At 46.8% G+C, this 15,709-nt stretch carries 14 protein-coding genes and 1 riboswitch; of the genes, 10 read left to right on the top strand and 4 right to left on the bottom strand.

The features are described 5' to 3' along the window. Window positions 1-2: 2 nt before the first annotated feature. The 4 genes from AC6CIF_RS03595 (at window position 3) to AC6CIF_RS03580 (ending at window position 3,957) form a co-directional block, all read left to right on the top strand. Window positions 3-1,109, top strand: coding sequence for a phosphodiester glycosidase family protein (locus AC6CIF_RS03595; RefSeq protein ID WP_498197924.1), 1,107 nt, complete (start codon window positions 3-5; stop codon window positions 1,107-1,109). 31 nt (window positions 1,110-1,140) lie between these two features. Continuing rightward, window positions 1,141-1,827, top strand: a complete 687-nt coding sequence (locus AC6CIF_RS03590) for an MOSC domain-containing protein (protein WP_498197922.1) — start codon at window positions 1,141-1,143, stop codon at window positions 1,825-1,827. A gap of 73 nt (window positions 1,828-1,900) precedes the next feature. Beyond that, a complete protein-coding gene (locus AC6CIF_RS03585; RefSeq protein ID WP_047842269.1) occupies window positions 1,901-2,779 on the top strand; it encodes an ROK family protein in 879 nt (292 codons plus the stop codon). A 176-nt stretch (window positions 2,780-2,955) separates the two neighbouring features. Further along, window positions 2,956-3,957: an HRDC domain-containing protein gene (locus AC6CIF_RS03580; protein ID WP_498197920.1), complete on the top strand. Its 1,002-nt coding sequence runs from the start codon at window positions 2,956-2,958 to the stop codon at window positions 3,955-3,957. Between the two features lie 70 nt (window positions 3,958-4,027). Here AC6CIF_RS03580 and corA read toward each other — a convergent pair whose 3' ends face one another. Next, window positions 4,028-4,963, bottom strand: a complete 936-nt coding sequence (gene corA / locus AC6CIF_RS03575; RefSeq protein WP_062833460.1) for a magnesium/cobalt transporter CorA — start codon at window positions 4,961-4,963, stop codon at window positions 4,028-4,030. 451 nt (window positions 4,964-5,414) lie between these two features. Further along, window positions 5,415-5,538, top strand: a riboswitch (SAM riboswitch). Between the two features lie 236 nt (window positions 5,539-5,774). Between corA and metA the strand changes: the two genes are divergently transcribed. The 6 genes from metA (at window position 5,775) to AC6CIF_RS03545 (ending at window position 12,671) form a co-directional block, all read left to right on the top strand. Then, window positions 5,775-6,692, top strand: coding sequence for a homoserine O-acetyltransferase MetA (gene metA, locus AC6CIF_RS03570; RefSeq protein WP_498197919.1), 918 nt, complete (start codon window positions 5,775-5,777; stop codon window positions 6,690-6,692). Between the two features lie 24 nt (window positions 6,693-6,716). Further along, a complete protein-coding gene (locus AC6CIF_RS03565) occupies window positions 6,717-7,904 on the top strand; it encodes a PLP-dependent transferase (RefSeq protein WP_498197917.1) in 1,188 nt (395 codons plus the stop codon). Then, complete coding sequence (locus tag AC6CIF_RS03560) at window positions 7,901-9,073, top strand: trans-sulfuration enzyme family protein (protein WP_490206104.1); 1,173 nt, start codon at window positions 7,901-7,903, stop codon at window positions 9,071-9,073. The genes AC6CIF_RS03565 and AC6CIF_RS03560 overlap by 4 nt, the downstream gene beginning before the upstream one ends. Before the next feature lie 241 nt (window positions 9,074-9,314). Beyond that, complete coding sequence (gene mqnC, locus AC6CIF_RS03555) at window positions 9,315-10,451, top strand: cyclic dehypoxanthinyl futalosine synthase (protein WP_091035048.1); 1,137 nt, start codon at window positions 9,315-9,317, stop codon at window positions 10,449-10,451. Between the two features lie 232 nt (window positions 10,452-10,683). Next, on the top strand, window positions 10,684-11,661 hold the full coding sequence (locus tag AC6CIF_RS03550; RefSeq protein WP_498197915.1) for an aldo/keto reductase: 978 nt from the start codon (window positions 10,684-10,686) through the stop codon (window positions 11,659-11,661). Beyond that, on the top strand, window positions 11,658-12,671 hold the full coding sequence (locus AC6CIF_RS03545) for a zinc-binding alcohol dehydrogenase family protein (protein WP_498197913.1): 1,014 nt from the start codon (window positions 11,658-11,660) through the stop codon (window positions 12,669-12,671). Before AC6CIF_RS03550 ends, AC6CIF_RS03545 begins: the two co-directional genes overlap by 4 nt. A 278-nt stretch (window positions 12,672-12,949) precedes the next feature. Here the strand turns inward: AC6CIF_RS03545 and AC6CIF_RS03540 are convergent, their stop codons facing one another. The 3 genes from AC6CIF_RS03540 to AC6CIF_RS03530 form a co-directional block, all read right to left on the bottom strand. Next, window positions 12,950-13,855 carry a YitT family protein gene (locus AC6CIF_RS03540; protein WP_498197911.1) on the bottom strand — a complete coding sequence of 302 codons (906 nt, stop codon included), beginning with the start codon at window positions 13,853-13,855 and terminating at the stop codon, window positions 12,950-12,952. Between the two features lie 113 nt (window positions 13,856-13,968). Next, the gene (locus tag AC6CIF_RS03535) at window positions 13,969-15,207 is read right to left on the bottom strand and encodes a cation:proton antiporter (protein WP_091014701.1); all 1,239 of its coding nucleotides are present in this window, start codon (window positions 15,205-15,207) and stop codon (window positions 13,969-13,971) included. A gap of 4 nt (window positions 15,208-15,211) precedes the next feature. Further along, window positions 15,212-15,706, bottom strand: a complete 495-nt coding sequence (locus AC6CIF_RS03530; protein ID WP_036610059.1) for a cation:proton antiporter regulatory subunit — start codon at window positions 15,704-15,706, stop codon at window positions 15,212-15,214. Window positions 15,707-15,709 lie beyond the last annotated feature (3 nt).

The raw sequence follows: 15,709 nt of genomic DNA, 5'->3' as shown, positions 1-15,709 counted from the left end.
ACATGAAGAACGTACGAACAGGCAAAAAGTGGTGGACAGGGGCTATGGCCCTCGTCCTGGCCTTGCCCGTAATTCTTTCGGGAGCAGTAAGTGCACCACAGACAGTGGATGCCAAAGCAGCAATTAGCACCAAAATACAGAAAGTAAAAGCAGCAGGACGTAATTTTACCGTACAGACCGTTTCGATTCCAAAGGGAACACCGGTTACCGTGGGACTCGCGAAGAAGCAAGTTGGCCAGACGGCAACATTGCCATCGATTGTGAAAGCCTATGGTGCGCAAGCAGCCATTAACGGAGCATTTTTTGAAGCATATAACGGAGCACCAGATCCATACGGTATGTTAATAGCAAAGGGTAAGGTCATACATATTGGAAGATACGGAACATCCATCGGATTTAAGGAAGACGGCTCGGCGATCATGGATTCACTTCAGGTGAGTTTGACAGGTAAAGTAACGGATACAAAAGGTAAATCACGGAGTTGGTATGCCACCTTTATTAATCGAACACCTTCAGCGAATGCAAGCATAACAATGCTGTATACGCCTGAACGAGGTGCCACAGTTGGGTTCAAAGGTGGCACTGCGGTTGTCATGGAGAAAGGTATCGTGACCAAAAAAGTGCCCAATACCAATGTAGCGATTCCTAAGAATGGCTCGGTACTGGTCTTTACAGGCAACCAAAAGTCTTCTTCAGACCGTTTCACCGTTGGTTCGACCGTAGAAATGAATTATAAGTATACGAACGCAGCAGGCAAAGAGATCCCTTGGCAAGATGTAGTGACTGCTGTTGGGGCAGGACCCCGTCTAGTGAAAGACGGCAAGGTAGCTGTCAATCCGACGAGCGAAGGTTTCAAGGATGCCAAGATTCTTAATGCTTCCGGAGCCAGAAGTGGTATTGCGATCATGGCGGACGGTTCTGTTATGCTGGCTACCGTTTCCGGAGCAACAATCAAGGAGTGGGCAGCAGTGATGCAGAAGCTTGGTGCCAAACAGGCCATGAATCTGGATGGCGGTGCTTCCTCGGGTATGTATGCCGGGGGCAAAATGCTGACTTCTCCAGGTCGGCTTTTGAGTAATACACTCGTATTTGGCGGCTCTGTGCGTTAAAAGAAAGTGATTATGGGAGGTATGATGCCAAATGACACTCACATCTGATCGAAAGCCAGGGGAGGGCAATACAGCTGTTCTGGCCATTAATGTAGGACTGCCGCAGCCGCTCCCTGGGCAGAAGCGTGAAGTGCTGAGCGGCATTGTGAAACATCCTGTATCCGACGCGGTTTTCCTGTCATTCACTGGAATGACAGGGGACGCGCAGGCGGATCTGGTGCATCATGGCGGCCCTGACAAAGCCGTTTGTGTATACGATTACAGTCGTTATCCGGTGCTGGAACAGCTGATGGATCGCAAGTTGGACTGGGGAGCTTGTGGAGAAAATCTGACGGTTGAAGGCTGTGCCGAAGAAGACGTCCGGATTGGTGATGTGTACGAGTTGGGCGAAGCCACAGTACAGGTCAGTCAGCCCAGACAACCTTGCTTCAAGCTGGGTGCGAGGTATGACTATAAGGAGTTGCCTGTTTATTTTCAGGAGAGTGGACATACCGGATTTTACTTTCGTGTACTGCAAGAAGGTGAGGTAGGACTTTCATCGATATTTCGAAGGATCAGCACTGATCCTGCATCAATGACGGTTCTTGAAGCCAATCGAATTATGCATCAGGGGAAAGAAGATATGGAAGGTATTCAGGCGTTACTGGCCATACCTGCGCTGTCAGACAGCTGGAGGCAGACGTTAATGAAACGATTGTCCAAGCTGGAGAACAAGTAGCAGGGTAATTATAGTGTCATCAAGTAAAGCAACTCGAATTCCTTTTTTAAACTAACTTGGGAGTGTGACTAACATGACGATCTTAGGCGCAATTGAAGCAGGCGGAACCAAATTTGTATGTGGTATTGGCACAGAGAACGGAGAAGTTCTGGAACGCGTAAGTTTTCCCACGACGACACCGGAGGAGACAATGGCTCAAGTGATTTCATTTTTTGAAGGCAAAGGCATTGAAGCTCTGGGTGTAGGTTCATTCGGTCCGATTGATCCGATTGAAGGAAGCCCAACATATGGCTATATCACAACAACACCAAAACCACATTGGGGACAGTATAACGTGATTGGCAAGCTCAAGGAGCATTTTGATGTGCCGATGACATTTGATACGGATGTGAATGGTGCGGCACTTGGAGAAGCAACCTGGGGCGCTGCACAAGGTCTTGAGAGCTGTCTGTATATCACTGTGGGTACAGGTATTGGTGCAGGTGCTGTGGTTGGCGGTAAAATGGTCCATGGATTGTCACATCCAGAGATGGGACATATCATTGTACGCAGACATCCGGAGGATACATACGAGGGTTTCTGTCCGTATCATGGTGACTGCCTCGAAGGCCTTGCAGCAGGACCGGCCATTAACAAACGTTGGGAGCAACCAGCTTATGAACTGCCTGCAGATCATAAAGCTTGGGAGATTGAAGCACATTACCTGGCACACGCACTGATGAACTATGTTCTGATTCTCTCTCCACAGAAAATTGTCATGGGTGGCGGAGTAATGAAGCAGGAGCACCTGTTCCCGATGGTTCGTAGCAAACTGCAGGAGTTGCTGGCTGGATACGTTCAGCATCCGGCGCTTCAGTCCGACATTGACCAGTATGTTGTTTCACCAGGACTTGGCGACAATGCAGGGCTGTGTGGTTCGCTGGCGCTTGCCAAATTGGCATTGAATAAGTAGATTATAAAGGGATTGACGAATTTTACCATTGTGGTATGATATGGGCAACAGCATAGTACGGTTAATGAGGAAGCACCTCTCTTGCATGCATTTTGCAGGAGGGGTGTTTTTTTGTGCTGCCTATAGGTAGCATCTTTAACTCGTATAAGCTGAATATTCAAAGGGAGGGAACGAAAATGGAAGTCATTTTCATGAACAGATTGTCCAGAATGTCAGATCAGAATGCAGAGTATGCACAGTTATGGATTGGGGAAGAGGAAGATAGTTGGCAGCTGGGATGGAGTCGCTATGAGGAAGGAGAGCGTGAGGACAGCATCTGGTATGAGGGGACTTCTTGGGAGGAGCTGCTTCATATTTACCGTCATCAGCTTGCCATACAGATGAGTGAGGGGTACCGACCGCAGTTGCAGGGGTTATTTCACGAGAATGATGATCTGAAGTCACGCAGTTATGGTGGACAGCGGCTCCATTGTTACAGTGAGTTATACGGCAATGAACAATTATATACGGATCTGTGCACATGGCGCAGGAAGAGAGCTGTGTCTGACCGGAAGGCACCGTATTTTATTGCAACGAATCGTCTGTTGCGTTTGATCAGTGCCTTCGTTCCGCAATCGCTGGATGAACTGATGCAACTGCCGGGCGTAGGAGAGAGCAAAGCGACTGAGTATGGTACGGAATGGATGGAGATTACAAGCGGATTGGAGCGTTCAACGACATTCCCGCTGGACTGGGTATATACGGCGCTGAAGGAAGAAGAGTATGAGAGTTGGTTATACAAGCAGAGAGAGCAGAAGTACAAGCAGGAACTTGATAAGTTCACCACGCGTAAGCAGGTGCTTGAAGGCATGAAGGAAGGGTATACGTTAGAGGAGATTGTTAATCGATCCGGATTATCCCGACGCGAGTTGGTTGAGCTACTAGAAGCACTGGATCACGAAGGTTATGACACCGATTGTCTTCTTGATGTGGAGCTGGCAGTGATGCCAGAGAACGAACAAGAGGCCGTATGGAGTGCGTATGAGGAGCTGGGAGATACGTTCCTGAAGCCAGTATTACATAAGGTGTATGGAGGAGAGAAACCCGATGGAGGAAGTCTGGAGCAGGTCTATGAAAAACTGCGCATGATTCGAATCCGCTTTCGTCGGCACGCAGAGACAGAGAAGAATGTTGGTTAATGATCAGAAATGAAAAAAGACGAGGCGTTTCTCCCGGAGGAGCGCTTCGTCTTTGTTATTTCATACGAGTTCATACCCAGTCTTTCTTGCGGAAAATGAAGAACATGCTCAGGCCCAGGGTAACCATCAGGCCAATCACAACAAAATAGCTGTATTTCCAGTTAAGCTCTGGCATATTCGTAAAGTTCATGCCGTATATACCCGTAATGACCGTCAGCGGCATGAAGACCGTGGTAATGGCGGTAAATACACGCATGATCTCATTCGCCCGGTTCGCAATACTGGATTGGTAGGCTTCTCGCAAGTTTCCCATCAGGTCGCGATAAGTCTCAAAGGTTTCAGATATTTTTACAGCATTCTCATAGATGTCACTGAAATACTTTTGCAGTTGATCATCGATGAGACGCAGATCTTTTTTGTTTAGGGTGTTAATGACCTCTTTCTGAGGTCCAAGCACTTTTTTCAGCCACAGGATCTCACTGCGCAGCCCGATAATCTCATTCAGATGTGACTTTTTGGTGTGCATCAGAATGTCTTCCTCAAGCTTCTCGATCCGTGCTTCAATTCGGTCACCTACGGTGAAATAATTATCAACAATCAAGTCAACCAGCAAATACAGCAGACGATCCGGTGTACTGATTTCCTGTTCCCACAGGATTGGTTTCAGTGTGCGCAATTCGCTGACCTTTTGCTTGGTAACACTAATAATGAAATGTCTGCCGAGAAACAGGTTGACCGCACGTAGAAATATCTCTTCATCATCGAAACGGATGCTATTAATCACAATAAAATAATGGTTCTCATAAATTTCAATCTTCGGACGTTGTTCTTCGTCACTAAGACAGTCTTCCACAGCCAGATCATGCATTAAGAACAGCGGCTGAAGTACCGCCAAATCGTCTACGTCTGCATCAATCCAGTAAAATCCTTCCGCTGGTGGAGTCAGCGCCTGCTGAATGTCGTCCACCGGAATAAACACACCGTTGTTTACCAACCGGATTTTCATCGTTAATCTACTCCTTCTGCACCCGCCAACTTGGCGGATATTATCATTATGGGCGCAAAAAGAACAAATCAGCCGGTCGGCAGCGGAGCCTGGAGATCAGGGCTGCGTTCACTATATAATCAAACGGAAGTCACGTCCCGCTGCCGGCATGCTGATGTCAATTCTCTATGCAGTTTGTCGGAATTCGGCTGCCAGTCAGGCCTCGGGTCGCCATCCATTTAATATGTCACCTCTCACATAAGGGTTTATAACACCTTGTTTAGTATACCGCTGGTACAAGGTGCTTTCAAGCGCAAAAATGTGTCTATTTCGCGCCCTGAGGCAGTGTATGACAATGGATGATGAACGGTTCCGATCTGGGAAGCAGACATCGAACTGCATCTTGACGTGAGGGCATTAATGTAATAAAGTAGACGGTGAACCATATTTAATTACAATCTAATACAGCGAAATCTTATCAAGAGTAGGTGGAGGGACTGGCCCGATGAAACCCGGCAACCGGCGGTATACCGCACGGTGCTAATTCTTGCAGCGACTAAGTGTCAAGTGGCACTGTTGTAACTGAGAGATGAGAGAGGCGCATATCTTTTTTACATATGACCTTTCTCGAAATCCGAGGAAGGTCTTTGTTATATGCCCCGACTTCTCAGCAGTGATTTTCGCTAAGGAACTTGAGGTTGTTTGTAACGTTGGATGAAAGAGCAATTCAATGTTTTTACAAGCTCAAGGCAGTCTATAACTGTATTGATGTAAAGACATCAAACCAGGGGTGGCTGCATCTATCTATGCACAAGGAGGAGTTAGATTTATTATGCCAATCAAAATACCCGATACTCTGCCAGCAAAAGAAGTACTTGAAGGAGAGAATATCTTCGTCATGGATGAAACTTCTGCATATCAGCAGGATATTCGACCACTCCGTATCGCTATATTAAACCTGATGCCCACAAAGGAAACGACAGAAACACAATTGCTTCGCCTGGTGGGAAACACGCCTATTCAGGTGGATGTCGTTCTCGTACATCCCAAATCCCATACGTCGAAGAATACGTCTCAGGAGTATTTGGATCTGTTCTATAAAACCTTCGATGAGATTGAGCACCGCCGTTTCGATGGAATGATCATTACGGGTGCACCGGTGGAACAGATGGATTTCGAAGACGTGAACTATTGGAATGAAATCCAGGAGATCTTCGAATGGACCAAAACCAATGTGACTTCAACCCTCCACATATGTTGGGCTTCCCAGGCAGGTTTATACCATCATTTTGACGTACCCAAGGTTGCACTAGAAGAAAAGTGTTTTGGGGTTTTCCCACATACCATCAATAAACCACATGTTCCGTTGTTGCGTGGGTTCGATGAAGTATTCAACGTTCCACATTCTCGTCATACGGAAGTGAGACGCGAAGATATTGAAAAGAATGAGAATTTAGAGATTTTGGCTGAATCCGAGGAAGCGGGGATCTTCCTGGTTGCTACCAAAGACGGCAAACAGATTTTTGCCACAGGACATGCCGAGTATGACCCGTTCTCATTAAAGTGGGAGTATGACCGGGATACAGCCAAAGGGTTGGATATCGCATTGCCTAGACATTATTATCCGAATGACGACCCTTCCCGTGTGCCACCGGCTACTTGGCGCGCTCATGCCAACTTATTATTCTCTAACTGGCTCAATTACTATGTGTATCAAGAAACACCTTACGATATTGGCCCGCAAATCTAATCGAGATTATAGGAGGATGCAGCAATGGAAGACAACAACAAGTTGAAAATCGAAAGCCGCTTAGCACAAATTGGGTCCATCAATGAACCGGTAACAGGCGCCATTAACTTTCCGATCTATCAATCCACTGCGTTTCGCCACCCGAAGCTTGGACAAAGCACGGGATTTGATTATATTCGTACGACTAATCCAACCCGTAAAGTGTTGGAAGAAGCCGCCGCAGCACTGGAGTCCGGTGATGCAGGGTTTGCCTGTAGCTCGGGAATGGCCGCACTGCAAACGATCTTTGCCATGTTTGGTCAAGGGGATCATCTGATTGTATCGCTGGATCTGTATGGTGGAACCTATCGTCTGCTGGAACGTATTCTGTCCCGTTTCGGCGTAACTGCTAGTTATGTGGACACGAATGACCTTGCAGCACTGGAGAAGGTTCGTCAGCCGAATACAAAAGCTGTATTTATTGAGACACCAACTAATCCACTGATGATGATCACCGATGTGCAAGCCGTGGCTTCCTGGGCGAAAAGTTACAACCTGTTGACCATTGTTGACAACACGTTGCTGACTCCATTTTTCCAACGTCCGATTGAACTGGGTGCCGATATCATCATTCATAGCGCTACCAAATATCTGGGTGGACACAATGATGTGCTCGCTGGACTAATTATTACCAAAGGTGAGGCGTTATCTGCAGAGATGGCGTTCCTGCATAATTCCATTGGAGCGGTATTATCTCCAAGTGACTCCTACCAGTTGATGAAAGGTATGAAAACCCTGGCTCTTCGCATGGAGCGCCATGAGCACAATGCACTTACTATTGCCAAATACTTGCTTGAGCACCCAGCGGTGGTTGAAGTGTATCATCCAGGCCTCTCCGATCATCCGGGGTATGAGATACAGAATAAACAATCCACGGGTAACACAGGTATCTTCTCTTTCAAAGTGAAGGATGCACGTTGTGTTGAACCGTTGTTGCGTCATATCAAACTCATTGCTTTTGCCGAAAGTCTCGGCGGAGTTGAATCACTCATGACTTATCCGGCAGTACAGACTCATGCGGATATTCCGCTTGAGATTCGTGAAGCCGTAGGTGTGGATGACCGTCTGCTCCGGTTCTCCGTAGGCATTGAACATGCAGATGATCTGATTGCAGATCTCGGCAATGCTCTTACAGCTGCACAACAGGAAGTGGAAGGAGGCGTTCACTCATGAGTGAGTCCAACAATAAGCCCAATTCCGAGTTGAAATTTGATACCAAATTGCTCCATTTTGGCGATGAGATTGACAAAACGACTGGAGCCTCCAGTGTACCGATCTATCAAGCATCAACCTTCCATCATTTTGATATCTTCAATCCGCCTCAGCATGACTACAGTCGTTCGGGTAATCCGACACGTCAGGCTTTGGAAGATTATATCACGTTGCTGGAGGGCGGAGCACGAGGCTTTGCCTATTCTTCGGGGATGGCTGCGATATCAAGCGTGTTCATGATGTTCTCCGCAGGGGATCACATGATAGTAACGGAAGATGTATATGGAGGTACGTATCGTTTGCTTACTTCCATATTAAGCCGTATGCAGATCGAGACAACCTTTGTAGACATGACCAATATAGATGAAGTAAAAGCGGCACTCAAGCCAAACACCAAGGCAGTTTATATGGAAACACCATCCAACCCTACACTGCGAATTACGGATATCGCTGCTGTAACTGACTGGTCGAAGGAACATGACCTGATCACGATTCTGGATAACACCTTTATGACACCTTACTATCAGCGTCCAATTGAGCTTGGTGTGGACATCGTCGTACATAGTGCTACGAAGTTTCTCGGAGGTCACAGTGATGTACTGGCAGGGTTAGCCGTTGCTCGCACGGAATCACTTGGCGTACAATTGAAACAGTTGCAAAATGGACTTGGAACTGTTCTCGGGGCACAAGAATCCTGGCTTCTGATGCGCGGGATGAAAACCTTGGGAGCTCGCATGGCTCATAGTGAACGGAGCACAGCCAAACTGGCGGCATGGCTTAATAAGCGCAGTGATATTACTGCTGTCTTTTATCCTGGACTGGAGGATCATCCGGGACGTGAGGCACATGAGCGGCAGTCCACAGGATATGGAGCTGTCGTTTCATTTGACGTCGGTTCAGGTGATCGCGCAAAAGCAGTTCTTAACCGGGTGAAGCTTCCCATTGTTGCTGTAAGCTTGGGAGCTGTGGAGAGTATTCTGTCCTACCCAGCGATGATGTCTCACGCTGCAATGCCGGCTGAGGTTCGCCGTGACCGTGGCATTACAGATGGGTTGCTGCGCTTCTCTGTAGGTCTGGAAGATATCGAAGATCTGATTGTAGATTTGGAACAAGCACTTCAGGAATCCTAGCAAAAGTGGATGACCGAATACGCTTTTGCGTATCACTTAAGTTCGAACTAATTCTTTTCCATATGTAAAAATTTTTACTTATTTTTAAAGCACCTGTACATAAGGTGCTTTTTTTCACATGTAACCTGTGTTACGATATGTGGAGTACAGAAATACGATGTTGCCACCAGAACTTGCTTCTCTTGAACAAGTTGGGACGGATCGTTATATAATTTCTCTTCATGAGGGAGGCTTTTTTACGATGAGTACGGTAGACCGTATCTTAGATAAAGCCCTTCGGGGCGAACGTTTGGACTTGGAAGACACGATTGAGCTATTTGAATCCAATGAAGTGGACAAAATCGGGGCAGCTGCTAATGTCATTATGAAACGCATGCACCCTGAACCATACAGAACATTTGTAATTGGGCGTAACGTCAACTACACAAACGTGTGTGATGTGTACTGCCGTTTTTGTGCTTTCTACCGCAGACCTGGCTCGGATGAAGGTTATGTACTTCCGGACGAAGTTATTTTCCAGAAGATTCAGGAAACGGAAGATGTGAATGGTACAGAGATTTTGATGCAAGGTGGAACGAATCCAAACTTGCCTTTCAGCTATTATACAGACCTGTTGAAAGCCATCAAAGAGCGTTTCCCGAACATCACAATGCACTCTTTCTCACCAGCGGAGATTATGAAAATGGTTGAAGTATCCGATGGCCTTACATTGGAAGAGGTTGTTCGTGCCATTCACGAAGCTGGACTGGATTCCTTGCCTGGTGGCGGTGCCGAAATTCTGGATGATCGCACACGTCGGAAAATCAGCCGCTTGAAAGGTTCATGGCGGGATTGGATGGACGTTATGCAAACTGCACACCGCATCGGCATGAACACCACGGCAACAATGGTTATCGGCCTTGGTGAATCGATGGAAGAGCGTGCACTGCACTTGCTCCGTGTACGTGAAGCACAGGATGAATGTATTGCGAACAAGTATGATTCCGAAGGTTTCCTGGCGTTCATTCCGTGGACGTTCCAACCGGATAATACAAATCTCAAACTGGAGCGTCAGACGCCAGAAGAGTACTTGAAGACTGTTGCCATCAGCCGACTGGTGCTGGATAATATCAAGAACATTCAGTCCTCTTGGGTAACGATGGGTCCTGAGATCGGTAAGAAGTCGCTTGAATTTGGCTGTAATGACTTTGGTAGCACCATGATTGAAGAGAACGTTGTATCTGCTGCTGGTGCAACTTACAAAGTTAACATTGAATCCATTCTCCGTTTGATTCGGGAGTCCGGTTATATCCCGGCACAACGTAACACCCGATACGAAATTGTGCGCATGTTCGACGAAGAGAATTCCGTGCATGAAGATTTTGTAATGCAGAACTAATCCTGATTATTTGAATACTACTCCCATAAATGCTGATCGGTAGATAAGTATTGATGAACCCAAGCCCGCTGACTACTCCGTTTGGAGAGACGGCGGGCTTTTTTGATTTCTTCTGCGGTTCGAGGTCATCAAACAGTACATGTTACGCAATTGGCGATATTTTATATTGAAATTGAACTGTTACAATGAAAGGGAACTTGTGTAGTCAGACATGCTGGAAGGGGTTAAACCGATGAAGAGAAGAATACTTGGCAAGACGAAACTGGACGTACCTGTATTGAGCTTTGGAGCATCCTCACTCGGTTCTGTATTTCGTGACATTGACCGGGACGAAGGGATTCGCACTGTACATGCGGCTGTAGATGCGGGGATGAATTACATAGACGTTTCGCCTTACTACGGGCAGACAAAAGCGGAGTCCGTGTTGGGTGAAGCCATCCGCAGCTTGCCGCGCAATTCATATATGTTATCAACCAAAGCCGGACGGTATGGGGAAAATGAGTTTGATTTTTCACGTCAGCGGATTCTGGATAGCGTGCAAGAGAGCCTGGATCGACTGCATACAGACTATATCGACATTCTGTTCCTGCATGATATTGAATTTGTGCCAGCAGAGATTATTATCGAAGAAGCTTTTCCAACGTTGCTGCGTCTGAAAGAGCAGGGAGTTATACGACATGCGGGCATTTGTGGATTGCCCTTGCCTTTGTTCGAGAAGGTTCTGCCACAGATCGATGCGGATGCGATCGTATCGTATTGTCATTATTCATTGAATGATACCTCATTATTGTCGTTATTGCCCCTGTTGGAAAAAAAAGAAATTGGCCTCGTCAATGCTTCACCTCTTTCTATGGGCTTGTTGAGTACCCGAGGGGCTCCTGCCTGGCATCCGGCAGATGATCGTGTGAAAGAGCTCTGCCTGAAGGCCGCCCGCTTCTGTGCGGAACAAGGCAGTGACATTGCCAAGCTGGCCGTGCAATTCTCCACGTCGAATGAACGAATTCCGACAACACTGGTGAGCAGTGCCAGCCAGCGCAATATCCTCAATAATGCAGCCTGGATAGAGGAAGAGATCGATCAGAGTCTGCTTGATGAAGTTCTGCGCATTCTGGCTCCATTGCATAACGAGACGTGGTCAAGCGGACGACCTGAATATAATACGAAGCCAGGCAACACTACAGCAGAAGCATCCAAGGGGGAACAACGATGAGAGCCATTGTATGTGAAGGGATAGATCAATTGAAGCTTCAGGACCTGCCTCAACCGGAACGAGCAGAAGGAGAGGCGTTGGTTGCCATTCGGCGGATTGGGATCTGTGGAACGGATCTGCATGCATACAAAGGCAACCAGCCATTTTTTACCTATCCTCGTGTTCTGGGTCATGAACTGGCGGCTGTTATTGAAGAAATCGGTCCGAACGAGGCAGGATTAAAGCCTGGGGATCAGGTAAGTATTATTCCGTATCTGCACTGCGGTCACTGTATTGCATGTCGCAGTGGAAAAACCAATTGTTGTGCGTCCATGCAAGTCATGGGTGTGCACGTAGACGGAGGCATGAGAGAAAGAATCAGTGTGCCTGTCTCACATCTGCTCTCAGCAGAAGGTTTGACACTGGATGAGACGGCAATGGTAGAACCATTAAGCATTGGAGCCCATGCCGTCAGAAGAGCAGGAATCAAGCCTGGTGAGCATGTGGTTGTGATTGGAGCTGGCCCCATTGGATTGGGTGTGATGGCATTTGCCAAACAGGCGGGGGCGCGTGTTATTGCCGTTGATCGTAATCTGGACAGGCTGGAGCTTAGTCGGACTTGGGCTGGAGCGGATGACTTGGTTCAGGCTAATGAACATTCTGTGCAGCATGTGGCTGAAATCACGGGAGGCGACTATGCTACGGCTGTCTTCGATGCAACAGGTAACGTGAATTCCATGAATGAGGCCATTCAATATGTGGCGCATAGTGGACAACTTATTTTTGTAGGACTGGTGAAAGCGGATATTACCTTTCATGATCCTGAGTTTCATAAGCGGGAGATGAGCATCCTGGGCAGTCGAAACGCAACCCGTGAAGATTTTGAACAAGTCCTGTCGACCTTGCGCCAAAAGAAAATAAGCATGGATGGGTATATCACACACCGAGTGGAATTTAATGAGCTACCTACGGCAATAGACCAATGGCTTTTGCCAGATTCACATGTAGTCAAAGCCATCGTTGAACTATAATAACAATTAATTATAATAACAGAAAAAAACGCTCTCTGACCTTGGTGGACAATACTGTCCATCCATAGGGGAAGAGAGCGTTTTTTGTAAGTTGAATTAAAATTACACGATAACGAAGAGGACAGAAAAAACCTGAAAAAGCGAAGCGTTCGCCTTTATCCCCGGATTTTTCCCTTGTGAAAAGGGAATAGAAAAAATCTGGGGATAACAGCGATTGGAAGGTTGTTCTGTCATCGTAGTGTCAGTGTAAATATCTTTAGTCCAACTTACATGGGCTATTATTTTTCCGGATTTGTTACAATGCCCGCATGTGGATCAATGTGACGCACAATGGACTTCAACCAGATCATCTCCAGAACATGTACCTCATAATAAAGTGCACCCGGGATTTGCCTGATCCATCCTTCCGCCATCGCGAGTTGTGTTGAGTCAGAAGTGGCTTCCAGCGTTCCAGGTTCACGGCGTAGCCGTTTGCGTACAGCTTTTTCAACTTGAGAGCTTTGTGTGGTCAAAATGCATACTTTGCGTTTGGAAGAGAAGCCCCTGAACGCAATGTACACCATTTCGTAAGCAATAAGATAAGCGATTACGGAATACATCGCTTGGTCCCAGCCAAAGACAACACCAGCGGCTGTCAGTATCAACAAGTTAAGCAGCATGATTATTTTTTCGATAAGCATCCGTTTTCCGCTAAATACACGTTCAGGTGGGCGGGAAGACGGATCACCGATTTCCAGCGTATCCAGTGTCCCGCCATACCGTACGACGAGCCCAATTCCGAGTCCGAGGCATAATCCGCCAAACATGGCGGCAACCAGCGGATGCTCTACAAGTGGCGGCATGGGATGAAGCACAATGGCACCGATCGAAAAGACAACCAGACCCAGAACAGTAACCAGTACAAATTTCTTCTGCACGATCTTGTAAGACAGAAATATAAACGGAACATTGAATAAAAATAGGAACAATCCAATCCTCATTTCGGTCCAGTGGGCGAAGAGTGAGGAAATGCCTGTAATGCCTCCAATAATAATCTTATTGGGGTGTAAAAACAATTCAAGTCCTACGGAGGCCAGAATTCCGCCCGCAATAACGAGAAACAGGTTTAACCAGCGGCGGATAGACGATATCCTAGTCTTGGCGGTGTTTGGCACCGGATTAGCCGATATCAGAGGTGCTTTCATAGGTCAGCCTCCTTAGTACGGCTTTCGAGCCATTCTCCCTGGGTTAGTCACAGAAAGATCGGCGTAAGAGCCGCGAAGTACGTTAGTATGTCTGTTCTGTACAGACATAGGGATTATCCTTCTTTCTGCAGAACCTTTGGCTCTTCTTTCTTTTTCCGAGGATCTTTGAACTTGAATATTTTATCCAATAAACGGAATACATGTTTGGACTCTTTGGTTAATAAAGGACCCAGAATGGCCAGAATTAGGACATACAGCGCGGCAAATGGTTGAATCATTGGCAACAGTCCACCGGCTTTACCCATGTTGGCCAAGATGATGGAAAACTCACCCCGTGACACAATGGTTAATCCAATATTCGCCGATGCTTTGGGCGATAGTCCTGCACTGCGTCCGGCCAACATACCGGCCAGGAAGTTACCGAACAATGTAATAACAACTGCAATCAGAGCTAACCATACGGCTTCGCCACCCAGGGACAAAGGATCAATGGACAATCCAAAGCTGAAGAAGAAGATGGCTCCGAAGAAGTCACGGAACGGTAGAATCAAGTGTTCAATCCGCTTCGCGTGTTCTGTTTCAGCAAGCACCAGACCAACTAGTAACGCACCAATCGCTTCGGCAACATGAATGGTTTCAGAGAAACCAGCTACCAGGAACAAGGCTCCAAATACAACGAGAGAGAAGAGTTCATTCGATCGAATTTTAAGCAATTTGTTTAGTAGCGGTGTTGCTTTGCGTCCAAGGATAATCACGATAAGCATGAATCCGAGGGCAATAAGTGCGGACATGATGACGCCTCCGATGGAGGATGAATCACTAAGCACAAGTCCGGACAAGATCGAGATATATACAGCGAGGAACACATCTTCGAACATAATAATACCCAATATCATCTCTGTTTCCGGGTTGGCCGTTCGTTTCAAATCGACGAGTACCTTGGCCACAATGGCACTGGAAGAGATGGTAGTTATACCTGCGATAATAAGTGCTTCTGCAACTGGGAAACCGGACACAAAACCGAATATTAATCCCAGCGTAAAGTTAATGCCGATGTAGATCGAGCCGCCAACTGCAATAGAGCGACCCGATTTAATTAAACGACCTACCGAGAATTCAAGTCCAAGGTAGAAGAGAAGGAACAGGATACCGATCCGACCCATAAATTCAATAAAAGGCTGACTCTCAATAAAGCGGAAGTCCAGATGCCATATTTTCATGGCATGTGGCCCAACGGCCATCCCGATCAGAATATAAAATGGAACAACCGAAAATCTTAATTTTGCCGATAAAAGGCCGGCTGCTGCAATGAGCACAAGGGCCAGACCTACTTCGAATATCAAATGATCCATCTATTTACCCCCTTCCAGTCAGGAGGAGTGATTTAAACAGTTTCTGCTGATTGCGTTCGCCAACGGCTACCACCGTGGATTCTGCACTGATAACTACCTCCGGACCTGGGCTGATATGTTTTTTGTGATTTTTCTCTACAACGGCGATAACCGTTGCCCCAGAGTTCTGACGTACGTCCAATTCACCGATGGATTTACCGATACTTCCAAAAGATGGTTCGATTTTGTACCACTCGATAATCAGGTCGTCAAACGTTACTTCAATATTTTCAAGCTGCTTTGGTTTGTAAGTTAATCCGCCAACAATAGCAGCAATCTGTCGTGCTTCGTAATCGTCAAGCGTGATCATCGAGATGCTTTGATCGGGATCATCATACTCGAAGTGGTACATTTCCCGGCGACCGTCATCGTGAATAATAATGACAATTTTATCACCGCTGCTTGTTTCAATTTGAAATTTTTTGCCAATTCCCGGCAAGTCTGTTTCGCGTACATCCATGGA

This window comes from Paenibacillus sp. GQ49 (assembly GCF_059759055.1).
This window is presented reverse-complemented; position numbering and strand designations above follow the sequence as displayed.